We start from the raw sequence: 26,945 nt of genomic DNA, 5'->3' as shown, positions 1-26,945 counted from the left end.
GTCTGGATTGCCATGGCCGTTAAGCTCACCGAGCGTCAGCAACAAATTCTCGACCTCATCCGCAGCGAAATTGCGCGCACCGGGTTTCCTCCCACACGCGCCGAAATCGCTCGTGCCCTGGGCTTCAAGTCAGCCAACGCCGCCGAAGACCACCTGAAGGCATTAGCCAAAAAAGGGGCCATCGAACTCACGGCAGGCGCCTCGCGCGGCATACGCCTCACGCCCATGCCCGGCAACAGCATTGCCCATGCCGTCGATCACGTATCCGACGCGATCAAGCAATTGCTCATTCCTCTTGTAGGCCACGTCGCCGCCGGCAGCCCCATTCTTGCCGCCGAACATGTCGAACGCGAAATCGGTATCGAACCAGCCCTCTTCAGCCAAGTCCCCGACTACCTGCTACGTGTGCGCGGGCTTAGCATGCGCGACGCTGGCATACTCAATGGCGACCTCCTGGCGGTCAAGAAAACGCCCGATGCCCGTAATGGCCAAATTGTCGTGGCCCGCCTGGGCGACGAAGTCACCGTCAAACGGCTTATGCGTATCGGAAACCGAATCGAGCTCCTTCCCGAGAATCCCAATTTCTCCCCCATCATTGTCACGCCCGACGATGAATTTTCACTCGAAGGCATTGCTGTCGGGCTGATACGAACCACAGCTCTGCAATAGTCCCTCCAAGCCACAAAAAAAGGACATCCGCGGATTTCCTTTTTTTGTCATACAGCCTGATCAAGCGCTTTTAGTGCTTCATCAAGCCACCCGAAGACTCGTCAGAGCGCTTGGCATTCGCCAGGGACTCCGCGGCCAACCGAGCCACTTCTTCGTCGGACAGCGGCGTCGGCATGTTTTGCAACGCCACTTCCAACACCCGGTCGATCCAGCGTACGGGAATAATCTCGAGGTGATTCTTGACGTTGTCCGGAATGTCGGCCAAGTCTTTGACATTTTCCTCGGGAATCATTACCAGCTTGATACCGCCCCGGTGCGCTGCAAGCAGCTTTTCCTTCAAGCCGCCTATGCCCAGCACCTCGCCACGCAGGGTGATTTCGCCCGTCATGGCTACATCTGCACGCACCGGAATACCGGTAAGCGCGGACACCATGGCAGTAGTGATGGCAATACCTGCCGACGGACCGTCTTTGGGCGTAGCACCTTCGGGAAAGTGCACGTGCAGGTCGCGCTTTTCAAACGACGTATTGGGAATGCCCCATTTCTGCGAACGCGCACGAACCACTGTGCGTGCCGCTTCGACGGATTCCTTCATGACATCGCCCAGCGAGCCGGTACGCAATACAGCGCCCTTGCCTGGCATATCGGCGACTTCAATGGTAAGCAAATCGCCGCCGACTTCTGTCCATGCCAAGCCAGTAACCTGGCCGACCTTGTTCTCTTTCTCGGCCATGCCGAAGCTGAAACGGCGCACGCCCAGGAAATCGGCAAGATTGTCGGAGCTGACCACGACACGCTCGATGTCAGCCGCTGCCGCAGCCTTCTTGCCACGCGCGGTAGACGATGGATTGGCAGTCAGCATTTTCTTGACCACCTTGCGGCAGATCTTGCTGATTTCCCTTTCCAGCGCACGAACCCCGGCCTCGCGGGTGTAGTAGCGCACGATGTCACGCACCGCCGATTCTTCAATGGTGACTTCGCCTTGTTGCACGCCGTTGTTCTTCATGAGCTTGGGCAGAAGGTGATCAAATGCAATATGCAGTTTCTCGTCTTCGGTATAGCCGGACAAGCGTATGACTTCCATCCGGTCGAGCAATGCCGGCGGGATGTTCAGTGTATTGCTGGTGGCCACGAACATGACATCGGACAGGTCGAAGTCGACTTCGATATAGTGGTCCTGGAACGTATGGTTCTGTTCGGGATCCAGTACCTCGAGTAGCGCCGACGACGGATCGCCACGGAAGTCGGCGCCCATTTTGTCGATTTCATCCAGCAGGAACAGCGGATTGCGGACCCCCACCTTGCTCATGTTCTGCAGGATCTTGCCCGGCATGGAGCCAATATAGGTGCGCCGATGGCCGCGGATTTCGGCTTCGTCCCGGACACCGCCCAGCGCCATGCGCACGAATTTGCGATTGGTGGAACGGGCGATGGATTGACCCAGCGACGTCTTACCGACACCCGGAGGCCCCACGAGGCACAAGATGGGCGCCTTGAGCTTGTCGACACGCTGTTGCACGGCGAGGTACTCAATAATGCGTTCCTTGACCTTCTCGAGTCCGTAATGATCGGCATCGAGCACGCCTTCGGCGTTCGGAATCGAGTTATTGATACGATTCTTCTTGCGCCATGGCAAGCCGATGAGTGTATCGATGTAGTTACGCACAACCGTGGCTTCGGCCGACATGGGCGACATCAGCTTGAGCTTCTTCAGTTCGGAATCGGCCTTCTTCTGGGCCTCTTTAGGCAATTGCGCCGCAGCGATTTTCTTTTCGAGCTCTTCGATATCGGCGCCGTCTTCGCCTTCACCCAATTCCTTCTGGATGGCCTTGACCTGTTCGTTCAGATAGTAGTCGCGTTGGCTCTTTTCCATCTGTTTTTTTACACGCCCGCGAATGCGCTTTTCGACCTGAAGAATGTCGATTTCGGATTCGAGTTGCGACAGCAGGCTTTCCAGACGCTGAACAGTACCGGTGACCTCAAGCATTTGCTGCTTTTGTTCGAGCTTCAGGGGTAGATGCGCCGAAATCGTATCGGCGAGACGCCCAGCGTCGTCGATGCCTGTCAGCGAACTAAGAATTTCCTGAGGGATCTTCTTGTTCAGCTTCACGTACTGCTCGAATTGCGCGACGACTGCACGGCGTAGCGCCTCGGATTCGGCGCCTTCGGTGACGTCGGATTCGACCTGCACGACTTGTGCCATGAAATGCGTTTCGACATCGCTTACCTGCTTGATGCGGGCACGCTCCAGGCCTTCGACCAGGACCTTGACCGTTCCGTCAGGAAGCTTGAGCATTTGAAGAATACTGGCGGCACAACCGATTTCGTATAAGTCGTCGGGGGTGGGATCGTCTTTGCCGGCCGACTTCTGGGCGACCAGCACGATGTTGTTGCCTGCTTCCATGGCCAGCTCAAGGGCCTTGATGGAGCGGGGACGTCCAACAAAAAGAGGAATCACCATGTGCGGAAATACCACCACATCGCGCAAAGGCAACAGCGGCAAGTCCGTGGGTTCTGAAGTAAGAATCTGGCTCGCAGACATAGTAATTTCCTTAAAATAGACCTCTAGATGCAAAAGGGAAGCCAGGGCCTCCCTTTTGCAGTACTACCTGTAGGTGTATGTAGTGACGATAGCCAGGTTTTCAAGATAACGATCCGGAATACTATTCCCCAGGATAATTCTGCCGGGACGCCTACGCGGCGGCATCCTTCAGTTTCTTCGGTGCGCCTTGCTGGACTTCAGTGTTCGATTCAGCGTCGTCCTGGTAAATCAGCAGCGGCGTACCCTTGCCGATTACAGCGTTTTCATCGACAACAACCCGTTTGACGTTTTTCTGCGAGGGAAGTTCATACATCGTTCCCAGCAATGCGCCTTCTACGATGGAACGCAAGCCGCGCGCGCCGGTACGGCGTTTAATAGCGCGCTTGGCGATGGCGGCCAGCGCCTCTGGGCGCACATCGAGTTCAACCTCTTCCATTTCAAACAATTTCTGGAACTGTTTGAGCAGGGAGTTCTTGGGCTCAGTAAGAATGCGTACGAGTGTGTCTTCCTGGAGTTCTTCCAGGGTGGCAACCACGGGCAACCGACCGACCAGTTCCGGGATGAGTCCGAACTTGATGAGGTCTTCGGGTTCCGCTTCGGCGAACAGCTCGCCGACACCCCGTTCGGACTTGGCGCGTACCGACGCCGAAAAGCCTATTCCCGAACGTTCGGTGCGATCGCGAATGACCTTCTCGAGTCCGTCGAAGGCGCCGCCGACGATGAAAAGGATATTGGTGGTGTCAACCTGGACGAAGTCCTGGTTGGGGTGCTTGCGTCCACCCTGTGGAGGCACCGAAGCGACGGTGCCTTCAATAAGCTTCAATAGCGCCTGCTGCACACCTTCACCCGATACATCACGAGTAATGGATGGATTGTCGGCCTTGCGCGAAATTTTGTCGATTTCGTCAATATAGATGATGGCGCGCTGCGCTTTCTCAACATCGTAATTGCAATTTTGCAGCAGCTTCTGCACGATGTTTTCGACATCTTCGCCCACGTAGCCGGCTTCGGTCAGGGTAGTCGCATCGGCCATCACAAACGGAACGTCGAGCATGCGCGCCAGGGTCTGGGCCAGCAGCGTCTTGCCTGAACCGGTAGGCCCGATAAGCAGGATGTTACTTTTGGACAGCTCTACGTCGTCACCCTTGACATCGCCGTAGCGAATACGCTTGTAGTGGTTGTAGACCGCAACTGCCAGCGTGCGCTTGGGCGTATCTTGCCCAATGACGTAGCCGTCAAGAAACGTCTTGATTTCGTGAGGCGTGGGCAATTCATTACGAATAGCATCGCGGGCTGCTTCTTGTGTTTCTTCAAGAATGATATCGTTGCAGAGGTCGATACATTCATCGCAAATAAAAACCGAGGGTCCGGCGATAAGCTTGCGAACCTCGTGCTGGCTTTTATTGCAAAACGAACAATGCAATACTTTATCGTCCGCCGATCCTTTTTTTTCGGGCATAAAACTCTTCGTTCAGTTCAGTGGACAGAGCACGTGCCCTGTCGGTAATAACCGGTGGCGCGCAATGCGCCACCGACCGGCTGGCCCATTACACCTCGTCGGTGCGCGAGGCCAGTACTTTATCTACCAAACCATACGATACCGCATCTTCGGCCGACATGAAATTATCACGCTCGGTGTCTACTTCAATGCGCTCGACCGGTTGGCCAGTGCTTTCAGCCAGAATGGCGTTGAGGCGCGCACGCAGACTCAAGATCTCGCGAGCCTGAATCTGGATGTCGGAAGCCTGTCCTTGAGCACCACCGGACGGCTGGTGGATCATGATGCGCGAATTGGGCAATGTATACCGCTTGCCCTTCGCACCTGCAGCAAGCAGGAACGCGCCCATGCTGGCCGCAATACCCGTGCACAGCGTGGAGACATCGGGCTTGACGAACTGCATGGTGTCGTAGATGGCCAAGCCTGCATAGACCGAGCCGCCGGGCGAATTGATATACAGGGAAATATCTTTATCGGGGTTCTCAGATTCGAGGAATAGCAACTGCGCCACGACAAGATTGGCGGAATGATCATTGACCGGTCCGACGAAGAATATTACGCGTTCACGCAATAAACGGGAGTAGATGTCGTAGGAGCGCTCGCCGCGACCCGATTGTTCTATCACGATGGGCACGTAGCCCAACCCCGAAGGGGTCACCGAGTCACCACCATACATCGAGGCGTAAAAATCGGTAAATCGTGACATTAGTTAGTCCCCATGATTTCATCGAAAGCGACGTCTTCGTCGGAAACCTTTGCCTGGGACAATACGTGTTCGACTACGTTGTCTTCCAGGACTATGGCTTCGATTTCGGCGCGACGCTGACGATCGGAAAGGTAATAGGCTACCACTTGAGCGGGTTGCTCGTAGTTTTGCGCGAATTCCTCGATACGGGTACGGACCTGTTCCGGCTTGGCTTGCAGGTCGGCACTTTGCACGAGTTCTGATACGAGCAGCCCCAGACGCACGCGGCGTTCGGATTCGGCCGTGAAGGCTTCTGCCGGAATAGGCATGGAATCGGCGTTCGGCACACCGCGCTGCTTGAGTTCTTCGCGCGCTGCGGTTACCCGGCCTTCGGCATCGTTCTGGACCAGCGACTTGGGTACATCGAACGAGCATGCGCCGATCAGGGCATCCATAACGCTGGCTTTAGTGCGTGCCTGAGCACGCGACTTCACTTCGCGTTCAATATTGGCGCGCACATCGGCCACCAGCTTTTCGACGTCGCCCTCGGGTTGACCCAGCGACTTGGCGAATTCGGCGTTCATTTCGGGCAATACGGCTTCAGCGACTTCGGTGACCGTGATGTTGAACTCAGCGGTTTTACCGGCGACTTCCTTGCTGCCGTATTCTTCGGGGAAGGTAAGCGGGAAAGTGCTGGATTCACCTGCCTTCATGCCGCGCACAGCCGTTTCGAATTCAGGCAGCATGCGGCCCTGGCCCAGCACAAACGGAAATTTTTCGGCGGTACCGCCATCGAAGGCCACGCCGTCGATGGTGCCGACGAAGTCGAGCGTAACGCGGTCATCGTCTTGCGCGGCGCGGCCATCGCGGGCTTCGTAGGTGGCACGCTGCTTGCGCAGGATGTCGATAGTGCGTTGCACCTCGGCATCGCCGACTTCGACCCGCGCACGCTTGACTTCAAGAGCGGTGAGATCCGGCACGGCGACTTCGGGATAGACTTCAAATGTGGCCGAGAAAGCCATGGAGCCTTCGTCGACGCCTTCGGTCTTGGGCTCGAGATTGGGCGTACCAGCCACGCGCAATTTGCTTTCGCCGATGGCTTTCTCGAGCGAGCGACCCACTTCAGTATTAATTACGTCGTAGCGAATGCCAGCCCCATGACTACGCTCGATAAGGGACAGCGGAGCCTTCCCCGGGCGGAAACCTTGGACTTTGGCGGTGCGTGCGACGCGCTTCAGTTGAGCCTGGACTTCTTTTTCGACGTCGGCAACCGACACGACCAGATCAACACGGCGCTCCAGGCCGGACAATATTTCAACCACAGGCTGCATTAGAGACCTATTTAAATGAGTAATTGAACAAATGAACAGGACATTTTACCGGAAAGTACCGGCAATGATGTAACGGCTCCTGACGAGAACTATAGCCTGATTCGCGTGACAGTCACGATTCTGTCACCGAGATTCTGTTACCGGCCTAGGGCGAACGGCGTGCTAGCATGCAAGCTATAAAAGAAATATCTTTAAAATCAATCCACTAAAGGGCGCTCGCCAGGAGCGTCCGAATTAATGAAAAACAGAATACAAAATACGTTTACCTCGTCGCTGCTTCGCGGACTCTCCGCCCTGCCCTACGAACTTGTCGCCCGGACCGGTGAGGGGCTTGGGTCGCTGCTCTATCTGATACCCGGCAAACGCAAACATATACTACACACGAATTTGCGCCTCTGCTTTCCTGAACAGAACGACAGTCAGCGAGAGCAGTTGGCGCGCTCGACGTTCCGTCACGTTATCCGCAGCTACCTGGAGCGCGGGGTTCAATGGTATGGCAGCGCCAAAGTGCTGTCCAAACTGGTGACGCTGGAAAGCGCCATCGAGCTCAAGGACAATTACGAACAGCCCACCATATTTCTTGGCTTTCATTTTGCGGCCATTGAAGCCGGCTGCATGTATTACTCGACACTGCATCCTGTCGCCTCCATCTATACCCCCATGTCCGATCAAGCCACCGACACCATTTCGCGCGAGCAGCGCGGTCGCTTTGGCACCGAAATGATTCCGCGCAACGGCAGCGCCCGCGAGATACTAAAGGTACTGAAGTCGGGCAAGCCCATCATGCTCGCTGCGGACATGGATTTTGGCTTGCGTGATTCGGTCTTCGTACCTTTCTTTGGTGTACAGGCGTGTACGCTGACCGCCGTATCGCGCTTGGCGCGACTCGCTGGCGCCCGGGTTGTACCCTTCATTACCGGCGTGTCGCCCGGTTACCTGGGCTATAAGCTGAACATCTTCAAGGCTCTGGATAATTTCCCCTGCGGCGATCCTGCCGAGGACGCTTTGCGCATGAACCAATTTCTGGAAGAACAGGTAAGGCTTACACCCGAGCAATATTACTGGGTGCACCGCCGCTTCAAGCGGCGTCCTGCGGGCGAGGCGGCGGTTTACTGACCGGCTCGCGCCACACGACTTGCGCGCGCGGAAAAGCTCGGCTACACTGGCGGGCTTCCTTACATGCGAACGTGGCGGAATTGGTAGACGCACCAGATTTAGGTTCTGGCGCCGAGAGGTGTGAGAGTTCGAGTCTCTCCGTTCGCACCACCCTATTTAAGTTTGACCTTCGTGTTGCGCCGCCCGGCGCACGGCTAGCCTAGGCTTGTACGCCTGAAAAGCAGCTATCAAACACGAAGCGCTCTGCAACACAAGCCTGCTAAAATCGCCAGCTTACCATCTTGTTGCAGCAGCCATGAATCCCCGATTAAGTGCGCTCCATCCGTATCCCTTCGAGAAACTCCGGCATTTGCTGGCTCAGGCAGATACGCCTGCGACGCAGCTGGTTCCTGTGAATTTGTCCATCGGCGAGCCCAAGCACGACACGCCCGCATTCATCGTTACGGCCATGCAGGAAGCCATGGACGGCTTGTCAGCATACCCGCCCACAAAGGGCGATGCCGCCCTGCGCGGCGCCATTTCCGCCTGGATAACGCGACGTTACGGAATAGCGCCGCCTGACCCGGAGACGCAGGTATTGCCTGCCCTGGGTTCACGCGAAGCCCTGTTTGCGTTTGCCCAGACCGTCATTGATCCGAATTCGGATGCGTTGGTGGTATGTCCGAATCCTTTCTATCAAATCTACGAAGGGGCTGCGCTGCTGGCGGGCGCCCAGCCTTACTTCATCAATGCACGGGCCGACCTCAATTTCGGCTATGACTGGCAGTCCGTGCCTTCGGACGTATGGCGCAAGACCCAGCTACTGTTCGTCTGCTCGCCGGGCAATCCTGCCGGAAACATCATGTCGCTGGACGAATGGAAAACGATTTTTGCCCTCTCCGACCAATACGGCTTTGCCATCGCTTCAGATGAATGTTATTCCGAGATCTATTTTGACGAGACCAACAAGCCATTGGGCGGCATGCAGGCTGCCAGCCTGCTCGGGCGTAACGACTATCGAAACCTGGTCTGTTTTTCCAGCCTCTCCAAGCGCTCCAATGTTCCAGGCCTGCGCTCGGGTTTCGTCGCCGGAGACAGCAAGCTGATCGGCCAATTCCTGCTGTACCGCACGTATCACGGCAGCGCTATCAGCGCCGTAGTTTCACGCGCCAGTATTGCCGCCTGGAACGATGAAGCCCATGTTATCGAGAACCGCCGTCTGTATCGCGAAAAATTCGAAGCCGTCGTGCCCATACTTGCCCCCGTCCTGAATGTCGGTTGGCCCGATGCCTCTTTCTATTTGTGGGCCCAGACACCTTATGACGACGCTGACTTCGTGCGCGACCTTTATGGCGCCACGGGCGTCACAGCGCTCCCCGGCAGTTTTCTGGCACGCGAAGCCCATGGCATCAACCCTGGCCATGGCCGCATACGCATCGCCCTGGTCGCACCGATCCAGCAGTGTGTCGATGCAGCCCATCGTATCGCCGAGTTCGTGACCCGCCGCGCCGCGGCCTGAGTGCGATCACGTAATCACTTTCACTTCAATAGAGACATAAAAGAAAACCTATGACTATCGATCTGCAATCCACCATAGAACAAGCATGGGAAGCCCGTGCCGAGCTTTCTCCGACATCGGGCCACACCGCCGTTCGCGAAGCTGTACAGGAAACACTGGCGGGCCTCGATGCCGGGCGTCTCCGGGTCGCCGAGAAGATCGATGCCGACTGGGTGGTGCATCAGTGGATAAAGAAAGCGGTGCTGCTGTCCTTCCGGCTCGAAAACAATGCCGTAATGGGCCAGGGCCCCTTGCAGTTCTACGATAAGGTGCCTTCCAAGTTTGAAAGCTACGATGCCAAGGCCTTTGCCGACGGCGGCTTTCGCGTGGTTCCGCCCGCTGTCGCACGCAAAGGCTGCTTCATAGGCAAGAATGTCGTCTTGATGCCCTCATACGTGAACGTCGGCGCTTATGTCGATGAAGGCACCATGGTCGACACATGGGCCACCGTGGGGTCGTGCGCGCAAATTGGCAAGAATGTTCATCTGTCGGGCGGTGTGGGCATAGGTGGCGTGCTTGAGCCGCTGCAGGCCAACCCCACTATCATTGAAGACAATTGCTTTATCGGTGCGCGCTCGGAAGTGGTGGAAGGCGTTATCGTGGAAGAGAATTCCGTATTGGCCATGGGCGTATTCCTCTCACAGAGCACCAAAATCTACGACCGCGCCACGGGTGAAGTCACGTACGGACGCGTCCCTTCGGGTTCTGTCGTCGTGCCGGGTTCACTGCCTTCCGCCGATGGCTCGCACAGCCTGGCCTGCGCGGTCATCGTCAAGCGCGTCGATGCGCAAACCCGCTCCAAGACCAGCATCAACGATCTGCTGAGGGCCTGATGTCCGATTCCGTCGTCCTGCAACTCACCAAGGACCTGTTGGCCAGGCCGTCGGTAACTCCTTTCGATGGCGATTGCCAGCGTGTACTGGCCGGCCGGCTTGCACCGGTTGGTTTCGATTGCGAAAGCATGGTTTTCGGCGAAGTGGCGAACTTATGGGCGCGGCGCGGCACGGTGCAACCTCTTCTTGTGTTCGCCGGCCACACCGATGTCGTACCGACTGGCCCGCTGGATCGCTGGGATAGCGATCCCTTTGTTCCCACCGAGCGCGACGGAATGCTATATGCGCGCGGCGCCGCCGATATGAAGAGTTCGATTGCCGCCTTCGTCGTTGCTGTCGAAGAGTTCGTGACGGCGCATCCCGACCACAAAGGATCGATAGGCCTGCTGATCACCGCCGATGAGGAAGGTCCGTCTGTGAATGGCACCGTCAAGGTCTGCGACGAACTGAAAAAGCGGGGCGAGCAACTCGACTATTGCATCGTGGGCGAGCCCACTTCTGTGTCCGCCTTGGGCGACACCGTCAAGAACGGCAGGCGTGGATCGCTGTCCGGAAAGCTCACCATCAAGGGCAAGCAGGGGCACGTCGCCTACCCGCATCTGGCCCGCAATCCCATTCACTTGCTGGCGCCTGCGCTGCTTGAGCTGACCTCACAGCAGTGGGACTCCGGCAACGATTACTTTCCCGCCACGACCTTCCAGGTATCGAATCTGCATTCGGGCACCGGCGCAACCAACGTCGTACCCGGCACGGCGGTCGTCGATTTCAACTTTCGATTTTCCACCGAGAGCACACCGGAATCACTCAAGACCCGGGTCCAGACTATCCTGCTCGAACATCAACTGGACTATGATCTGGAGTGGACCCTGGGCGGCAAGCCCTTCCTTACACCTAAGGGCGAACTCAGCACAGCGCTGGCAATGGCCATCAAGCAGGAAACGGGTATCGATACCGAACTATCGACGACAGGCGGCACATCCGATGGTCGTTTCATTGCCCAAATGTGTCCGCAAGTCATCGAGTTCGGGCCTATCAATGCCAGTATTCATCAAGTCAATGAACACGTCAGGCTGGACACCCTCGAACCACTGAAAAACATCTATCGCCGCACTCTCGAGCAACTTCTGCTCGATAAAGCCTGAACGGAGCCCGCATGCAAGTAACCGCCCACCACGAGCTATTCACCCTGCGAGATCTGCTGCGCTACGCCGTAAGCCAGTTCAACGCTTCCAAACTGTCGTTCGGACACGGCAGCGACAATGCCTGGGACGAAGCGGCATACCTGCTGCTGCACACGCTGCATCTGCCCCTTGATACGCTGGAACCTTTCCTGGATGCGCGCGTCCTGCCTGAGGAACGCGAACGCTTCCTCACGCTGATTGCGCGCCGTATGGAAGAACGCGTACCGGCCGCTTACCTGACGGGTGAGGCGTGGCTGCAGGGTCATCGTTTTGTGGTGGACCAGCGCGTTATTGTGCCGCGTTCCCCTATTTCGGAACTGTTGTCCGACGGTTTGAGCCCATGGATACCGGACCCTGACGACGTCGAGTTCGTGCTGGACTTGTGCACCGGTTCCGGCTGCCTTGCGGTGCTTGCTGCGCTGGCATTCGAAAATGCCCAAGTGGACGCGGTGGACTTTTCCGAGCATGCACTCGAGGTGGCAGATGAAAACATCGAGCTCTCGGGTCTGGATGGCCGGATTACCACGCATCGCAGCGATTTGTTCGATCAGCTGCCGCACTGTGAATACCAGCTTATCTTGTGCAACCCGCCTTACGTCAACAACCATTCAATGGAAGCGCTCCCGCCCGAATACCGGCACGAGCCGACCATGGCACTGGCGGGCGGCGAAGACGGGATGGATCTCGTGCGCCGCTTGCTCAGCGCCGCGCCCAACTTCATGGCGCCGCAAGGCGTGCTGATACTTGAAATCGGCAACGAGTACGAAAACTTCATCGCCGCGTTTCCAACACTGGAACCGGTCTGGCTCAGCACAGCCAATACCGAAGACCAGATATTACTGCTGACCCGGGAACAATTGGCCTCGTGATCCGCGCTACAGGTTTAACATTACGCCGGGGCGCGAAAGTGCTCCTGGACAACACTGATTTCGTCATCAATCCCGGCGAACGGGTGGGTATCGTCGGCAAGAACGGTGCGGGAAAATCCACGTTGTTCTCATTGCTGCAGGGCAAGCTCGACGCCGATGCGGGCACTGTCCTGCTTCCCTCGGGCTGGCGCATAGCCAGCGTCGAGCAGGAAATCAGCCACAACAGCAATCCGGCCCGGGAATTCGTCATGGACGGCGATGTGCACCTGCGCGCCATCCAGGCCGAACGCGCCGGTACGCCGGACTCCGACGGCCATCGCATCGCGGAACTGGAATCAGCCCTGGTCGAGGCAGGCGCATGGAGCGCCCCTTCCCGGGCCGAGCAATTGCTTGCCGGCCTGGGCTTCGCGCCCGACCAGTGGCTGAGTCCGGTAAACAGCTTCTCGGGCGGCTGGCAGATGCGCCTGGCTTTGGCCCGCGCCCTGATGGCGCCCTCCGATTTGCTCTTGCTCGACGAACCCACCAACCACTTGGATTTGGACGCCATGCTTTGGCTGGAGCGGTGGCTGGGCGCGTATGAAGGTACCGTCCTGCTGATCTCGCACGATACCGAGTTCCTGGATGCGGTCGCAAGAACCATACTGCATTTTGACCAGGGCAAGCTGATACGATACAAGGGCGGCTACGAGGATTTCCTGACGCAGCGCGCCGAACGCATACGATTGGCGCATCTTGCAATCGATCGCCAGAGCCGCGAAACCGCCAGGCTGCAGAGCTTCATCGACCGTTTCAAGGCCAAGGCCACAAAGGCCAAGCAGGCACAAAGCCGCGTGAAAGCCCTGGCTCGCATGGAGGTGCTTGCGCCCCTGCAACGCGAATCAGGCATAGACATACGGATTCCGCCACCGACCAGCATGCCGGATCCCTTGCTGGTGCTCGACAAAGTATCGACCGGCTATACGGATGCCAATGGCGCCGCCCGTCCGATCCTGCGCGATGTGCAGCTCATTGTGCGCGGCGGGGACCGCATTGGCGTACTAGGGGTCAATGGCGCCGGCAAAAGCACGCTGATCAAGACCCTGGCCGAAGAGCTGCCCGTGCTCGCGGGTGAGCGCCGCGCCTCAAAAGGGCTGGAGATCGGCTACTTTGCGCAGCACCAGCTGGATATGCTGGACCTGGAGTCCACCCCGCTACAGCATCTCATGCGGCTTGCACCCCAGACACGGGAACAGGAGCTGCGCAATTATCTGGGCGGGTTCGGATTCAGCGGCGATACGGTCAACAGCAAGGTCGCTCCCATGTCGGGCGGAGAAAAAGCCCGGCTCGCGCTATCGCTGATCGTGTGGCAAAAGCCTAACCTGCTGTTGCTCGATGAGCCCAGCAATCACCTGGACGTCGATACCCGCGAGGCGTTGGCCACTGCCCTGGCCGAGTTTGCCGGGAGTGTCTTGCTGGTCTCGCACGACCGCCATCTGTTGCGTACAACCGTCGACAATTTCTGGATCGTGGCCGATGGACAGGTGCAGGAATTCGATGGCGACCTGGAAGACTACCGGGACTGGCTGACGGCTCGCGCGGCGTCGGCGCGCGCGGAAGCACGCAATGAAGCGCAAGGGGAAAATGCCGAGACGCCAAGCGTGGACCGCAAAGCGCAACGCCGCCACGAGGCCGAGGAAAGGCAGCGTATTGCACTATTGCGCAAGCCCCTGGACGGCAAGTTGAAAAAGGTCGAAGCGGACATGGAGGCAGCAAGCCGTCGCTTGAAGGAACTCGATGCCTTGATTGCCGACCCGGAGTTCTACTCAGACGCCCGCCGTGACGAACGCCTGAAGGTATTGGCCGAACACGGTGAACTGGGCAAGAAGCACGGTATGCTCGAAGAGCACTGGCTGGAACTGCAGGAAGAGCTGGAGGCGCTCGCGGCAAGCTGATCGCACGCCGCCAAAGAGCCGGCCATCTTACCCGGCGATGATGTCCAGCTTGGCTACGCCCAACGCCAGCGTCTTACTGCCGACATCGCGAAACTGGATCTGGGCCTGGGCATCCTGGCCCATTCCGCTCAAACCAATAACAGTACCTTCGCCGAATTTGGCGTGACGAACGCCGGCCCCGATGCGGAAATGCTGATCGCCCACCGTTACGCCCGTAGTCAGGCTGCGCGGCATGCGTGGTGCCACCGTGCCGCCATCGGGTCGATTATAGGCCTCTCCGCGCCGGAAGGCGCCGCTCCAGGTGTTCTCACGCACGGCGGCTCGCCCTTCCCTGGGTGTCAGCCATTTCAGGTGCTCTTCCGGAATTTCATCGAGAAAACGCGAACGCATGGCGTAACGCGTCTGGCCATGCAGCATCCGGCTTTGCGCCAGAGTCAGGTACAAGCGCTCGCGCGCCCGGGTGATGGCCACGTACATCAGGCGCCGCTCTTCTTCCACCCCCGACGCCTCGAGCAGGCTGTTTTCATGCGGAAACAGACCTTCTTCGACGCCGGTGATGAACACAGAATCGAATTCGAGGCCTTTTGCGGCATGAACCGTCATAAGCTGGACGGCATCCTGCCCAGCCTGAGCCTGATTGTCTCCGGCTTCGAGCGATGCATGGGTAAGGAAGGCTGCCAAGGGCGACATGGCCGAGCTTTCTTCCATGCCGTCGCCGACCGATACATCGCGGTCGTCGGCAATACGCCCTGCCGGCAAGTTGTCGAAATTCTCTTCCGCCACGAAGGCTGCCGCCGCATTGACCAGCTCCTGGAGATTCTCCAGCCGGTCGACGCCTTCCCGGTCGTTCTGATAGTGCGCACGCAAGCCGCTGTGGTGGACCACATGCTCCACCAGCTCCGGAAGCGTCAGGACTTGAGCCTCGTGCGCCATCTGCTGAATCAGTTCGGCAAAGCGTGCCAGATTAGTGCCACCCTTGCCCGTCATTAATGGCACGGCACGGAACAAGCTTGTATTCTGCTCGCGCGCAAGATCGGCCAACTGCTCAAGCGTGCGCGCGCCTATGCCGCGCGCCGGAAAATTAACCACCCGCAGCCACGATGTGTCGTCATGCGGATTGTCCATGAGGCGCAAATACGCCAGCGCATGCTTGACCTCCTGGCGCTCGAAAAACCGCAGTCCGCCATACACTTTGTAGGGGATAGCCGACGAAAACAAGGCGTGCTCGATGATGCGGGACTGCGCATTGCTGCGATACAAAATGGCAATTTCCCGCCGCAGGCGCCCATCGTCGATCAAGGCTTTTATTTCGTCAATGATCCATCGCGCCTCGAGCAGGTCGGATGCCTGCTCGGTCACACGTACCGGCTCGCCCTCGCCTTGCTGGGTCCACAAATTCTTGCCCAGTCTGGCGGTATTGTGGGCGATCAGCGCATTGGCGGAATCCAGTATATGGCCGTAAGAGCGGTAATTCTGCTCCAGCCGGATCACATTCCCTTGTGCGTAGTCGCGCTCGAAGTCGGCCATATTGCCCACGTTCGCGCCCCGGAATGCATAAATCGACTGATCATCGTCACCGACGGCGAATATGGACGCGCCACCACCCGCCAGCAAAGTCAGCCAGCGATACTGCAGCGTATTCGTGTCCTGGAATTCGTCGACCAGAATATGCTGAAAACGGCGCTGGTAGTGTTCGCGCACCGGCGCATTGCGCTGCAGCAGCTCAAACGCGCGCAGCAGCAATTCAGCAAAATCAACGACGCCTTCGCGTTCGCATTGATCCTGATACATCTGGTAGATTTCGACCAGCCGGCGGCGATGCGGGTCGTCGGCCGCGACATTGTGCGGCCGCAGGCCTTCTTCCTTCGCACCGTTGATGAATCGCTGCACGTCGCGTGGCGGAAACTTTTCATCGTCGATACCGGCGCCCTTGATCATGCGCTTTATGGCAGCAAGCTGGTCGGCGGTGTCGAGAATCTGGAACGTTTGAATCAGGCCCGCATCGCGATGGTGTGCGCGCAGCAAGCGATTGCACAGGCCGTGAAAAGTGCCCACCCACATGCCGCGCGTGTTGATCGGCAATAAGGCCGTCAATCGCGTGAGCATTTCGCGCGCGGATTTATTGGTGAAGGTGACAGCGAGCAGCCCAAACGGACTCGCCTGGCCGGTTTGAATCAGCCAGGCCATACGCGTGGTAAGGACTCGGGTCTTGCCGCTCCCCGCGCCCGCAAGAACCAGTGCGTGGCGGGGAGGGAGTGTTACGGCAGCTTGCTGTTCAGGGTTGAGACTGGAGATCATGCCGCGTAGCGGCGCAACCGGTTGGCAAACTGCTCGAGGCCTTCAATACCGCTTTGCTGAGCCCGTTGGCACCAGGCCTGCAAATCGGCAAGCAACTGCTCGCTGCTGGCGCTGGAGCTTTCCCAGAGCCGGGTAAGTTCGCCGCGCATTTGCACCAGGGTGGACAAAGACTGGTTCTCGGCCAGGACAGTTTCAAGCTGCGCGCGCTGCGCGGGCTCGAGGGATTCGTCGTTGCGGGCCAGCCATTTTTTGCTGCGGCTAAGCAAGGCCCAGCGGCAATCGGGACTGCCTTCCTGCCGTGCCGGCTTCAGCTTGGCGAGTTCATCGCTGGCTGCTTTTTTAAGCAAGTCGGTGTAGCGCGCAAGGATTTCATATCGGTGCGTGATGACGCCCTGCAGAGTGCTGGCATCGACGGTGCTTTTTGCTGGATCGAGCTTGAGCTTGGGAGCCACCCGGCGAACCTTGGCCAGGCCAAACGCCCGCAATATCTGGATATACGCCCAGCCCAGGTCGAACTCGTACCATTTGGCCGAAAATTTAGCCGATGTGCCATGCGCATGGTGGTTATTGTGCAGCTCTTCGCCGCCAATAATGATGCCCCAGGGCAAGACATTGGTGCTGGTATCGGGACTGGCGTAATTACGATAGCCGATGAAATGGCCCAGGCCGTTTACCACCCCTGCCGCCCAGAACGGGATCCATGCCATTTGCACTGCCCACACGGTAAGGCCAAGTACACCGAACAGCGCCAAATCGATGCCGAGCATGATAAGAATGCCCATGAGGCTGTGGCGCGTGTACACATTGCGTTCGAGCCAATCGTCGGGCGTGCCGTGGCCGAAACGCTTGATGGTGTCGGGCATGGTCGATTCCTGGCGGTACAGTTCGGCGCCGCGGAAAAATACCTTGCCTATGCCGAATACGACGGGCGAATGGGGATCGCCTTCGCGCTCGACGTAGGCGTGATGCTTGCGATGAATGGCCACCCACTCTTTCGTGACCATGCCTGTGGTGAGCCACAGCCAGAAGCGGAAGAAATGCATGACTGCTGGATGGAGATCCAGGCCGCGGTGCGTTTGATTACGATGCAGGAACAGCGTGACGCCGGCAATCGTGATGTGGGTGAGCACCAATGCGGCGATACCGACTTGCCACCATGACAACTGCAGCAATCCGGCTGATAAATATTTAAATATGTAGTCCATAAACCAGTTAAGGCCTCATGTTAAGACACTGAAAAGTGTAGCTGACTTGCCTTTCATATGACAGCAAAGTTTCAAATTAATTTTGAGGCAAATCAAGTATTAACGGAGGCTTCACCCTGTTTGCGACCGGGTTATAAGGCCTTCCGTGATGGCTGATCGGATTTCGAAGATTGATCAGGTGATGCATTGCGCATCACCTTGATCGATTAATCGTCGAGTGATGCGGAGTCTTCGGCCAGGCCCGCCTGTGGGAGGGCGCCGGGTTCATCTGTGGCGGCCTCTTTAGCCGGTGCAGGTTGGTCCACGAGCTTATCCTTGCCTTGTGGAATAGTGGATTCGACAGAAGACGTTTTGTTTCGTTCCATTACCGCGGCAAAAAATCCGTCGGTGTTATGGACATCGGGCCGCATGCTGAGATAAGGCCCTTGCAGTGTCAGATTTTTGCAACGATCCACCACAATAGTGCTGGCATCAAGAAGGCTAAATTCAGGATTGTCGGCTAAGAAGGCCTCAATTTGCTCTTCATTCTCTTCCGGCAAGACACTGCATGTTGCATAGACCAAGCGCCCACCGGGTGCCACGCAACGCGACGCCTGGCGCAGGATGCTGGCCTGCATCTCGCGAAGCTCGACCAATGAGTCGGGGTGCTGCCGCCACTTCAGGTCCGGATTGCGCCGCAATGTGCCCAAACCGCTGCAGGGTGCATCGACCAGCACGCGGTGGGCCTTGCCGCGCAGTCGCTTGACGCGCTGGTCGTTGTCGGGATTGATCACCACCGGCACGATATTGGACAACCCGCTGCGCGCGAAGCGTGGCTTGGCCCGCGCCAGCCTTGCGGCCGACACGTCGAAGGCGTACAAGCGGCCGGTGGAACGCATCAACGCGCCCAGCAGTAATGTTTTTCCGCCGGCACCCGCGCAATAATCGATAATCATTTCGCCACGCTTGGGCGCAACGAGCGCAGCCAGGATTTGACTGCCTTCGTCCTGCACTTCAATTTCGCCTTTCTCAAACATAGGCCAGCGATTAATGGGAGGACGCCCCTGCATGCGTATCCCCCAAGGCGAATACGGCGTGGCTTCGGGGCTATAACGCGCCGCTGCGCCGTTGCGCAGCAATTCGAGCATCTCCGCACGATCCGCCTTCAAGGGATTGACGCGCACATCCAGCGGCGCCGGCGCGTTGAGCGCCTGTATCAAGGCATCGGCATCATGCAGCGTGGACAAGCGCTCGTCGAGCCAGTCCGGCAAACTGTCGCGCACGGCGCGAGAAAGACTCTTTACATCGATACGCAGCACGTGCTCGAGCCAATGCTGCTCCGCTTCCGATAAGCCGGTATCCAGCACCGACCGGTCGAATACCGAGGCCAGCCCAAGGATGGCAAGGCGGCGCGCAGCCGGTCCGCTACCGCTTTCGGCGAACTGCCGGTAGCGGCGTAAATGCCGCAATACATCGAATACGGCTTCAGCCACTTCACCGCGGTCGCGCGCTCCGAGCTTGGGATTGGCACGCAGCCAGCGCGACAGCACCGCATCGGCGGGAAATTTCCATTGCAGGATCTCGCCCAGTACGATGCGCACTTGATCGATGCGCACGGCGGCCATCACGTAAGGCCGGCTGACGTAAGTACCGCCTTCGGCTTGCCGCGCTGCGGTGTTGTGGTTGCGCGCCGTAGCGGGCGCGTGACGGTCGCGGGGGCCGGAGCCCGAACCGGACCGCGCACCGCCTCGTGCGTGCTCTTGCCTTCCAGGCGCGGGGCGTTTGCCCTGAGCACGCCGAGGCTTGTCTGTACTATTCATGATTACCTTTGATATGGCTGGACGCCGTTTGGCGTCAGGACGAAGGAGCGGCTGGCAATGCCTAGCACCTGCACGCGCTGCATGGAATTGAGCGAAACGAGCCCTTCGGCCAGCCAGCGTACCACGTTCGCATATAGTTTGTGTTCTACCTGCAGTACACGGCCCGCCAAAGTTTCTGGTGTATCGTCCGATATAACGGGCACGATGCCTTGCGCGATGATGGGACCATGGTCGAGTACCGGCGTGACGAAATGAACCGTACAACCGTGCCATTGCACACCCATTGCAAGGGCCTGCTGATGCGTATGCAAGCCGGGAAACGCCGGCAGCAAGGACGGGTGGATATTGATGAGCCTGCCATTGAAATGCTCGACAAAGCCAGGCGTGAGCACACGCATGAAACCCGCCAGCAGCACGTAATCGGGCTGATAATCGTCGATGACCGCCGCCAAAGCAGTATCGAATTCCACTCGGGTGGCGTAATCGCGATGAGCCACAGCGTGTGTCGCCAGGCCACGATCCCTGGCCCATTGCAACCCGCCTGCCTCCGTTTTATTGGCGATGACCGCACAGATTTCGGCAGGCAGGGAATGATCACGCACCGTATTGACAATAGACTGCATATTCGAGCCGCGCCCGGAAATCAGCACCACGAGGCGACAAACAGAGTTGGAAAGAACAGCCGGCACAATAATTCCTGATGAAGTCCAGCCGAAATTGTAAACTCTCGGGTGTGAAAGCATCTCCCCGCATCTACCGTACCCTTCCCCGCTTCGATACGCAGCGCCCCAGCGCAGTAACGATAGGCAATTTCGACGGCGTCCATCGTGGCCACCAGGCCATCCTTGCACGCCTGCACGAATGTGCCGAGCAACGGAATCTGGCCGCCACGGTCATGACCTTCGATCCTCACCCGCGCGCCTACTTCGCCCAGCGCGGACAGCGACCCGAACTGATTCCCACCCAGATCAGCAGCCTGCGCGACAAATTGCAAGCACTGCATACACATCGGGCGGAGCAACTGATCCTGGAACGCTTCGACCAGGCGCTGGCCGATATGTCCGCCGACGACTTTATCGAACGACTGTTGGTACATGGCCTGAATACCCGATGGTTGCTGGTCGGCGAAGACTTCCGCTATGGCCACAAGCGAACGGGCGACGTCGACCTGCTCCGGCGTGCCGGGCAGCGCCATGGTTTCGACGTCGAGACCATCGCCGACATCGCTGATGAACACGGCCACCGCATATCCAGCTCAGAAGTGCGCACCGCCCTGGCCGTGGGTAACCAGCTTCGTGCAACGCATCTACTCGGTCATCGCTATCGCATCAGCGGCCATGTCATCCATGGGCAAAAGCTGGGCCGCAGCATCGGCTATCCCACCCTCAATGTAAGGGTGCCGGCACACTGCGCCGCCCGCTCAGGCGTCTATGTCGTACTCGCCCATGGTTTGACCGACCATGCGATCAAGGGTGTGGCCAGCCTCGGCGTGCGCCCGACGATCTCGCACGGAGGGCGCCTGATGCTTGAGACGCACCTGCTCGATTGCCAATTGAACGCATACGGTAAACTCACATGTATTGAGTTCCTCGAATTTCTGCGGGACGAAGAAAAATTTCCCGACCTTCCCACAATGATCGCCGCCATCGACAATGATGTGCAAAGCGCTCGCGACTATTTCGCCCTCCATGGACTATAGAAAAACCTTAAATTTGCCCGAAACTCCCTTCCCGATGCGGGGAGACCTTGCCAAACGCGAACCCGGCTGGATTGCCGAATGGGAAGAAAAAAAGGTTTACGCTGCCATACGCGACGCGAGTAAAGGCCGCCCGAAATTCATACTGCATGACGGCCCGCCCTACGCCAACGGCGACATCCATATCGGCCACGCCGTCAACAAGGTTCTGAAGGACATCATCGTCAAGAGCCGAGCTATGGCCGGCTATGACGCCGTGTACGTACCGGGCTGGGACTGCCACGGCATGCCCATCGAAATCCAGATCGAGAAAAAATACGGCAAGCACCTGCCGGTTGCCGAAGTGCAGTCCAAGGCTCGCGCCTATGCGTACGAGCAAATTGACCGGCAGCGCAAGGATTTCAAGCGGCTGGGCGTGCTGGCCGACTGGGAGCGCCCTTACCTGACGATGAATTTCAGCAATGAAGCCGACGAACTGCGTTCCTTGGCCCGCATACTTGAAAAAGGCTATGTGTTCCGAGGCCTGAAGCCGGTGAACTGGTGCTTTGACTGCGGCTCGGCATTGGCCGAAGCAGAAGTCGAGTACGCGGATCGCAAGGACCCCTCCGTCCATGTGGCCTTTAGATTCGGCGACAAGGAAAAGCTGGCGCATGCCTTCGGGCTGCCGCAGGTCGACGACGGCGCTATCGTCATCTGGACTACCACGCCCTGGACGCTGCCTGCCAACCAGGCCCTGAATGTCCATCCCGAGATCGAGTATGCGCTGGTCGAGCTCGATCAGCCGCGCAGTACAGGTTCCCTCTTGCTGCTGGCCAAAGACCTGGTCGCCTCGTGTCTTGAACACTGGAAGCTCAGCGGCCAAGTTATCGCCACAGCGAAAGGCGACGCGCTTACCAATCTTGAATTCAAGCACCCGCTGTACGACGCACATGAAGGTTACCAGCGCATGTCGCCGGTCTACCTGGGTGATTACGTCACCCTTGACTCAGGTACCGGCGTGGTGCATTCCGCGCCCGCCTACGGCATTGAAGACTTTGTATCGTGCAAGGCGCACGGCCTGACCGACGACCAGATCATTGGGCCGGTCATGGGTGATGGCCATTATGTTGAAAGCCTGCCGCTCTTCGGCGGACTGATGATCTGGAAAGCCAATCCCCTTATCGTCGAAGCGCTGCAGAACGCCGGCAGCCTGTTGCACACCGAAGCGCACGTGCACAGCTATATGCATTGCTGGCGCCACAAAACGCCTATCATCTATCGTGCAACCAGCCAATGGTTCGCGGGGATGGACCGCCAGCCCAAGTCAGGGAAATCGCTGCGGGAAACGGCCCTGGAAGGCATCGACAACACCGAGTTCTATCCCGCCTGGGGTCGTGCCCGCCTGCACGCGATGATTGCCAATCGTCCCGACTGGACACTGTCCCGGCAACGGCAATGGGGAGTTCCCATGGCTTTCTTCGTACACAAGGAAACCGGTGAACTGCACCCGCGCACCGTCGAATTGATGGAAGAAGTCGCCCTGCGCATCGAGCAGCACGGCATCGAGGCATGGCAGTCGCTCGAGCCGGCGGACCTGCTCGGCGATGAGGCCGAGCAGTACGAAAAGAACCGCGATACCCTCGACGTGTGGTTCGATTCCGGCACGACGCACGCTACGGTACTCGGGGGTCAGGACCACAGCGTCAAGGGCTCGCACGCCGATGACCTGGCGTGGCCTGCGGATCTATACCTTGAAGGGTCTGATCAGCATCGCGGCTGGTTCCACTCGTCGTTGCTGACCGGATGCATGCTGTATGGCCGGCCTCCGTACAAAGCCCTGTTGACGCACGGATTCGTGGTCGATGGCCAGGGCCGCAAGATGAGCAAGTCCGTGGGCAACGTGATCGCCCCGCAGAAAGTATCAGATTCGCTGGGCGCGGAAATTCTTCGACTCTGGACGGCCGCCACCGACTATTCCGGCGAGCTCTCGATTTCGGACGAAATTCTGAAGCGCGTCGTGGAAGGCTATCGCCGCATTCGCAATACATTGAAATTCCTCCTGGGCAACTTGCAGGACTTCAATATCGCGACAGACGGTGTCGAACTCGAGCATATGTTCGAGATCGACCGCTATGCGCTGGCCATGACTGCCGCGATGCAGGCTGAAACCCTGGCCAACTACAAGCGCTACGAATTCCATCCCATCGTGTCGCGCCTGCAGATTTTCTGCTCGGAAGACCTGGGCGCTTTCTATCTGGATGTGCTCAAGGACCGCCTCTATACCGCCGGCAAAGACAGCGTAGCGCGCCGTTCGGCGCAAACAGCGGTGCACCACATCACCCACACCCTTATCAAGCTCCTGGCGCCCATTGTGTCCTTTACGGCCGAAGAGGCCTGGAAAGACCTGCACAACAACCAGGAGGTCCCCAGCATCTTCACCGAGTTGTTCCATGCCCTGCCCGATCAGGTCGACGCCGCGCTGTTGCGCGAAAAATGGGACCGCCTTCGTGAGATACGCGCCGAAGTCATGCGCAAAATCGAAGAGGTTCGCGCTTCCGGGGAAATTGGTTCCTCGCTGGCGGCCGAACTGGACATCTACGCAGCCGCGGGCGACCACCAACTGCTCGCCAGTCTTGAAGACGACCTGCGCTTTGTATTGATCGTGTCGCGCGCCAACCTGCATCACGGCGAGGACGGCACGCTGCGTATCGTCGTCCATCCCACCAAGCACCAGAAATGCGAACGTTGCTGGCATCATCGGGAAGACGTCGGCATAGACCCGGATCATCCTGTGCTTTGCGGGCGTTGCGTAAGCAATCTGTTCAAGCTTGGCGAGTTGCGCCGGCATGCCTAGGCACGGCACGGAACCGGCCGTCCAGACCCGGAAGGCGCCGGCCTTCTGGACCTGGATCGCAGGCGCGCTGCTGATCATCGCGCTGGATCAGGTGACCAAGATCTATTTCGATAGCGCAATGCAGTATGCCGAGCGGTGGAAAGTACTGCCGTTTTTTGACTTCACCCTGCTGTACAACCCTGGCGCTGCCTTCAGTTTCCTGGCCGACGGCAGCGGCTGGCAGCGCTGGCTGTTCACGGCTATTGCGCTGGGGGCGACAGGCCTCATCGTCCACCTGCTGCGACGCAGTCCGACGCAAACGCTGTTTTGCGTCTCGCTCATGTGCATTCTGGGCGGCGCGGTCGGCAATGCGATAGACCGTGTTCAGCATGGCCACGTTATCGATTTTTTGCTGTTTTACTGGAACAACTGGTACTTTCCGGCTTTTAATGTGGCAGACGTATCCATCACCTGCGGTGCAATTCTGCTTGTGCTGGATGAACTGCTGCGGCTGCGTCGCGAAAAACGTAAAGCCGCAAGGTCGGCCTGACCCAGGCCCTTATTCAAGGCACATACCCCATGCCAGAACTCGCACAGAAACGGATTGTCCTTGGTTTGACCGGGGGTATCGCCTGCTACAAGATGGCCGAGTTCCTGCGTCGCGCGCAGGAGCAAGGTGCCACGGTCGACGTGGTGATGACTGAAGCCGCCACCCAGTTCATTACGCCGCTTACGATGCAAGCCTTGTCCGGCCGCCCGGTGTACGTGAGCACCTGGGACAATCGTGTTCCCAATAATATGGCGCACATCAATCTGACGCGTGGGGCGGACGCAATACTGATCGCGCCTGCCAGCACTGATTTCATGGCCAAGCTTGCGCATGGCTTGGCCGACGACCTGTTGTCGACCCTTTGCGTGGCCAAGGGAAATTGCCCCCTGCTGGTGGCCCCCGCCATGAATCGCGAGATGTGGCTGCACCCCGCCACCCTGCGTAATGTCATCCAGCTCAAGGCCGATGGAGTACGCATTCTTGGTCCCGGCGAAGGCGATCAAGCCTGCGGCGAGGTGGGCAGCGGGCGCATGCTCGAGGCTGAGCAACTGCTGTCCGAACTGATTGCTTTTTTCCAGCCGAAGGTGCTTGCTGGGCGGCGTGTGCTGATCACCGCCGGGCCGACCTCTGAAAAAATCGACCCCGTGCGGGTCATTACCAACCGCTCGTCGGGTAAAATGGGGTATGCAATAGCACAAGCCGCCCGCGAAGCGGGAGCCCAGGTCGTCCTGGTGTCGGGGCCCACGGCGCTTGATGCGCCCTACGGCGTAAATCGGGTCAATGTGGAAAGCGCCGCGCAGATGCAGGCCGCGGTCATGGCCGAAGCCCGCCAAGCTGATATCTTCATTGCTGTGGCCGCGGTTGCCGACTGGCATGTCGCCAATGCCAGCGACAGCAAGCTCAAAAAGAAGGCGGGCGGTCAGCCCCCCGAACTGCAGTTCTCGGCCAACCCCGATATTCTGGCGGACGTAGCGCAAATGACGCCTGGCCCCTTTTGCGTCGGATTTGCCGCTGAAACCGAAAATCTGCATGAAAACGCCGAAGCCAAACGCCAACGCAAAGGTGTGTCCTTGCTGGTCGGCAACCTGGCCCAGCAGGCCATGAACGCCGACACCACCGAACTCATTCTGTTCGACACGCAGGGCGCTCGGGCGCTGCCTGCCCTGCCCAAGCTGGACGCGGCCCGCAGGCTGATTCAGGAAATCGCCAGCCAGGCGCCGCTGACCACGGCAGACGCCACACCCAGAATGACCTGAGGAATATGGATCAATACATAAAAATCGTCAGTACCTTCATCGAAACCCACCAGGAATGGGCCGGCCTTACGCTGGGCCTGCTCGCAATGGGAGAGTCCCTGCTTATCATCGGCCTGGCCATCCCCGCCACTGCCCTGATGCTATTGGTGGGCGGGCTGGTCGGCAACGGCACGCTCGAGCCCCTTCCCATAATTGCCTGGGGCATCGCCGGCGCGGCACTGGGCGATGCCATTTCATATTTCATCGGTCGACTTCTGGGCCCGAAAATCGTGCGCAGTTGGCCCTTGAACAAACAGCGGCGCACCGTCGCCCGAGCACGCTACTTCTTCCATAAGTATGGCGTTCTATCCATTTTCGCGGGCCGCTTCCTGGGTCCGCTGCGCGCGGTGGTGCCCAGCGTGGCTGGCGTCATGAAAATGCCCCACTGGCGCTTTCAGATCGCCAACGTCCTGTCGGCGGCCCTATGGATACCCCTAATGCTCATGCCCGGCTACCTGACCGGCCGCAGCGTCGACGCCCTGGGCAGCAACAACACGAACTTCAGCGTGCTGTTCAGCGGCGTGCTGTCGGTGGTCCTGGCCGTATGGATCGCCCGCGCCATGATGCGCAAGCGCCAGATCAGTAGCGCGGATCAGCCCCGTAACAAATCCAAAACAGACCGTTGAGCCCCACGTGAGAAAAATTGCCCTCAAAATCCTGGACCCGCGCATGAACGACTACCTGCCCGCTTACGCGACAGGCGGTTCAGCCGGGCTGGACTTGCGCGCCTGCATAGAGCAGCCCCTTACCTTGCCGGCAGGCGCCACTGAGTTGATACCAACGGGCTTGTCCATACATATTGCCGACCCGGCATATGCCGCCATGATTCTTCCGCGCTCCGGCCTGGGGCACAAGCACGGTATCGTATTGGGCAATCTGGTCGGCCTGATCGACTCCGACTATCAGGGCCCGCTCATGGTTTCAGCCTGGAACCGCGGTCAGACAGACTATGTCCTGCAGCCGATGGAGCGACTGGCCCAGTTGGTCGTCGTGCCGGTCCAGCAAATCGAGTTCGACATTGTCGATGACTTTGAAGACAGCCTTCGCGGCGCCGGCGGATTCGGCAGCACCGGAAGGTCGTAAGAAAATGCGGTGCCG

21 protein-coding genes and 1 tRNA gene are annotated in these 26,945 nt (G+C 58.6%); 14 read left to right on the top strand and 8 right to left on the bottom strand.

Annotated features, from left to right (window positions below; translation table 11 throughout):
- The first annotated feature begins 12 nt into the window (after window positions 1-12).
- A complete protein-coding gene (gene lexA, locus CR159_RS18260) occupies window positions 13-669 on the top strand; it encodes a transcriptional repressor LexA (RefSeq protein ID WP_102075393.1) in 657 nt (218 codons plus the stop codon).
- Between the two features lie 70 nt (window positions 670-739).
- Here the strand turns inward: lexA and lon are convergent, their stop codons facing one another.
- The 4 genes from lon to tig form a co-directional block, all read right to left on the bottom strand.
- Window positions 740-3,211 (bottom strand): endopeptidase La, encoded by a 2,472-nt coding sequence (lon, locus tag CR159_RS18255; RefSeq protein WP_102075392.1) that lies wholly within the window; start codon window positions 3,209-3,211, stop codon window positions 740-742.
- Window positions 3,212-3,362: 151 nt separating this feature from the next.
- Entirely contained in the window at window positions 3,363-4,670 is a 1,308-nt protein-coding gene (gene clpX, locus CR159_RS18250; protein ID WP_102075391.1) for an ATP-dependent Clp protease ATP-binding subunit ClpX, read from the bottom strand.
- An 88-nt stretch (window positions 4,671-4,758) separates the two neighbouring features.
- Window positions 4,759-5,415 (bottom strand): ATP-dependent Clp endopeptidase proteolytic subunit ClpP, encoded by a 657-nt coding sequence (clpP, locus tag CR159_RS18245; RefSeq protein WP_102075390.1) that lies wholly within the window; start codon window positions 5,413-5,415, stop codon window positions 4,759-4,761.
- The gene (gene tig, locus CR159_RS18240; protein WP_102075389.1) at window positions 5,415-6,725 is read right to left on the bottom strand and encodes a trigger factor; all 1,311 of its coding nucleotides are present in this window, start codon (window positions 6,723-6,725) and stop codon (window positions 5,415-5,417) included. The genes clpP and tig overlap by 1 nt, the downstream gene beginning before the upstream one ends.
- A gap of 237 nt (window positions 6,726-6,962) precedes the next feature.
- Between tig and CR159_RS18235 the strand changes: the two genes are divergently transcribed.
- The 7 genes from CR159_RS18235 (at window position 6,963) to CR159_RS18205 (ending at window position 14,192) form a co-directional block, all read left to right on the top strand.
- Window positions 6,963-7,841 (top strand): lipid A biosynthesis lauroyl acyltransferase, encoded by an 879-nt coding sequence (locus CR159_RS18235; RefSeq protein WP_102075388.1) that lies wholly within the window; start codon window positions 6,963-6,965, stop codon window positions 7,839-7,841.
- 65 nt (window positions 7,842-7,906) lie between these two features.
- Window positions 7,907-7,991 (top strand) — tRNA-Leu (locus CR159_RS18230).
- Window positions 7,992-8,136: 145 nt separating this feature from the next.
- Window positions 8,137-9,339: a succinyldiaminopimelate transaminase gene (gene dapC, locus CR159_RS18225; RefSeq protein ID WP_102075387.1), complete on the top strand. Its 1,203-nt coding sequence runs from the start codon at window positions 8,137-8,139 to the stop codon at window positions 9,337-9,339.
- A 50-nt stretch (window positions 9,340-9,389) separates the two neighbouring features.
- The gene (gene dapD / locus CR159_RS18220) at window positions 9,390-10,211 is read left to right on the top strand and encodes a 2,3,4,5-tetrahydropyridine-2,6-dicarboxylate N-succinyltransferase (protein ID WP_102075386.1); all 822 of its coding nucleotides are present in this window, start codon (window positions 9,390-9,392) and stop codon (window positions 10,209-10,211) included.
- Window positions 10,211-11,353: a succinyl-diaminopimelate desuccinylase gene (gene dapE / locus CR159_RS18215; protein ID WP_102075385.1), complete on the top strand. Its 1,143-nt coding sequence runs from the start codon at window positions 10,211-10,213 to the stop codon at window positions 11,351-11,353. Before dapD ends, dapE begins: the two co-directional genes overlap by 1 nt.
- 11 nt (window positions 11,354-11,364) lie before the next feature.
- On the top strand, window positions 11,365-12,261 hold the full coding sequence (gene prmB, locus CR159_RS18210) for a 50S ribosomal protein L3 N(5)-glutamine methyltransferase (RefSeq protein ID WP_102075384.1): 897 nt from the start codon (window positions 11,365-11,367) through the stop codon (window positions 12,259-12,261).
- Window positions 12,258-14,192: an ABC-F family ATP-binding cassette domain-containing protein gene (locus CR159_RS18205; protein ID WP_102075383.1), complete on the top strand. Its 1,935-nt coding sequence runs from the start codon at window positions 12,258-12,260 to the stop codon at window positions 14,190-14,192. Before prmB ends, CR159_RS18205 begins: the two co-directional genes overlap by 4 nt.
- A 27-nt stretch (window positions 14,193-14,219) precedes the next feature.
- Here the strand turns inward: CR159_RS18205 and CR159_RS18200 are convergent, their stop codons facing one another.
- From CR159_RS18200 to purN, 4 genes are all read right to left on the bottom strand, one after another.
- Complete coding sequence (locus CR159_RS18200) at window positions 14,220-16,490, bottom strand: UvrD-helicase domain-containing protein (RefSeq protein WP_102075382.1); 2,271 nt, start codon at window positions 16,488-16,490, stop codon at window positions 14,220-14,222.
- The gene (locus CR159_RS18195; RefSeq protein ID WP_102075381.1) at window positions 16,487-17,695 is read right to left on the bottom strand and encodes a DesA family fatty acid desaturase; all 1,209 of its coding nucleotides are present in this window, start codon (window positions 17,693-17,695) and stop codon (window positions 16,487-16,489) included. Before CR159_RS18195 ends, CR159_RS18200 begins: the two co-directional genes overlap by 4 nt.
- A 206-nt stretch (window positions 17,696-17,901) precedes the next feature.
- Window positions 17,902-19,299: an RsmB/NOP family class I SAM-dependent RNA methyltransferase gene (locus CR159_RS18190; RefSeq protein ID WP_102075411.1), complete on the bottom strand. Its 1,398-nt coding sequence runs from the start codon at window positions 19,297-19,299 to the stop codon at window positions 17,902-17,904.
- Between the two features lie 197 nt (window positions 19,300-19,496).
- Window positions 19,497-20,183 carry a phosphoribosylglycinamide formyltransferase gene (gene purN / locus CR159_RS18185; protein WP_255398951.1) on the bottom strand — a complete coding sequence of 229 codons (687 nt, stop codon included), beginning with the start codon at window positions 20,181-20,183 and terminating at the stop codon, window positions 19,497-19,499.
- Window positions 20,184-20,227: 44 nt separating this feature from the next.
- Here purN and CR159_RS18180 point away from each other — a divergent pair, with 44 nt between their 5' ends.
- The 6 genes from CR159_RS18180 to dut are packed head-to-tail and all read left to right on the top strand — an operon-like array spanning window position 20,228 to window position 26,930.
- The gene (locus CR159_RS18180; RefSeq protein ID WP_102075379.1) at window positions 20,228-21,193 is read left to right on the top strand and encodes a bifunctional riboflavin kinase/FAD synthetase; all 966 of its coding nucleotides are present in this window, start codon (window positions 20,228-20,230) and stop codon (window positions 21,191-21,193) included.
- The gene (gene ileS / locus CR159_RS18175; RefSeq protein ID WP_102075378.1) at window positions 21,183-24,023 is read left to right on the top strand and encodes an isoleucine--tRNA ligase; all 2,841 of its coding nucleotides are present in this window, start codon (window positions 21,183-21,185) and stop codon (window positions 24,021-24,023) included. Before CR159_RS18180 ends, ileS begins: the two co-directional genes overlap by 11 nt.
- Window positions 24,016-24,552 (top strand): signal peptidase II, encoded by a 537-nt coding sequence (gene lspA, locus CR159_RS18170; protein ID WP_102075377.1) that lies wholly within the window; start codon window positions 24,016-24,018, stop codon window positions 24,550-24,552. The genes ileS and lspA overlap by 8 nt, the downstream gene beginning before the upstream one ends.
- Before the next feature lie 29 nt (window positions 24,553-24,581).
- Entirely contained in the window at window positions 24,582-25,808 is a 1,227-nt protein-coding gene (coaBC, locus tag CR159_RS18165; RefSeq protein WP_102075376.1) for a bifunctional phosphopantothenoylcysteine decarboxylase/phosphopantothenate--cysteine ligase CoaBC, read from the top strand.
- Between the two features lie 5 nt (window positions 25,809-25,813).
- Complete coding sequence (locus CR159_RS18160; protein WP_102075375.1) at window positions 25,814-26,473, top strand: DedA family protein; 660 nt, start codon at window positions 25,814-25,816, stop codon at window positions 26,471-26,473.
- Between the two features lie 7 nt (window positions 26,474-26,480).
- Window positions 26,481-26,930 carry a dUTP diphosphatase gene (dut, locus tag CR159_RS18155; protein WP_102075374.1) on the top strand — a complete coding sequence of 150 codons (450 nt, stop codon included), beginning with the start codon at window positions 26,481-26,483 and terminating at the stop codon, window positions 26,928-26,930.
- Window positions 26,931-26,945 lie beyond the last annotated feature (15 nt).

It is taken from the genome of Pollutimonas subterranea (genome assembly GCF_002849655.1).
GTDB classification, from domain to species: domain Bacteria; phylum Pseudomonadota; class Gammaproteobacteria; order Burkholderiales; family Burkholderiaceae_B; genus Pollutimonas; species Pollutimonas subterranea.
This window is presented reverse-complemented; position numbering and strand designations above follow the sequence as displayed.

Excerpts from the sequence above, each read along its gene's own strand:
- lexA (WP_102075393.1), top strand. The coding sequence starts at position 13 with ATGGCCGTTAAGCTCACCGAGCGTCAGCAACAAATTCTCGACCTCATC.
- lon (WP_102075392.1), bottom strand. The coding sequence starts at position 3,211 with ATGTCTGCGAGCCAGATTCTTACTTCAGAACCCACGGACTTGCCGCTG.
- clpX (WP_102075391.1), bottom strand. The coding sequence starts at position 4,670 with ATGCCCGAAAAAAAAGGATCGGCGGACGATAAAGTATTGCATTGTTCG.
- clpP (WP_102075390.1), bottom strand. The coding sequence starts at position 5,415 with ATGTCACGATTTACCGATTTTTACGCCTCGATGTATGGTGGTGACTCG.
- tig (WP_102075389.1), bottom strand. The coding sequence starts at position 6,725 with ATGCAGCCTGTGGTTGAAATATTGTCCGGCCTGGAGCGCCGTGTTGAT.
- CR159_RS18235 (WP_102075388.1), top strand. The coding sequence starts at position 6,963 with ATGAAAAACAGAATACAAAATACGTTTACCTCGTCGCTGCTTCGCGGA.
- dapC (WP_102075387.1), top strand. The coding sequence starts at position 8,137 with ATGAATCCCCGATTAAGTGCGCTCCATCCGTATCCCTTCGAGAAACTC.
- dapD (WP_102075386.1), top strand. The coding sequence starts at position 9,390 with ATGACTATCGATCTGCAATCCACCATAGAACAAGCATGGGAAGCCCGT.
- dapE (WP_102075385.1), top strand. The coding sequence starts at position 10,211 with ATGTCCGATTCCGTCGTCCTGCAACTCACCAAGGACCTGTTGGCCAGG.
- prmB (WP_102075384.1), top strand. The coding sequence starts at position 11,365 with ATGCAAGTAACCGCCCACCACGAGCTATTCACCCTGCGAGATCTGCTG.
- CR159_RS18200 (WP_102075382.1), bottom strand. The coding sequence starts at position 16,490 with ATGATCTCCAGTCTCAACCCTGAACAGCAAGCTGCCGTAACACTCCCT.
- CR159_RS18195 (WP_102075381.1), bottom strand. The coding sequence starts at position 17,695 with ATGGACTACATATTTAAATATTTATCAGCCGGATTGCTGCAGTTGTCA.
- CR159_RS18190 (WP_102075411.1), bottom strand. The coding sequence starts at position 19,299 with ATGGCCGCCGTGCGCATCGATCAAGTGCGCATCGTACTGGGCGAGATC.
- ileS (WP_102075378.1), top strand. The coding sequence starts at position 21,183 with ATGGACTATAGAAAAACCTTAAATTTGCCCGAAACTCCCTTCCCGATG.
- lspA (WP_102075377.1), top strand. The coding sequence starts at position 24,016 with ATGCCTAGGCACGGCACGGAACCGGCCGTCCAGACCCGGAAGGCGCCG.
- coaBC (WP_102075376.1), top strand. The coding sequence starts at position 24,582 with ATGCCAGAACTCGCACAGAAACGGATTGTCCTTGGTTTGACCGGGGGT.
- CR159_RS18160 (WP_102075375.1), top strand. The coding sequence starts at position 25,814 with ATGGATCAATACATAAAAATCGTCAGTACCTTCATCGAAACCCACCAG.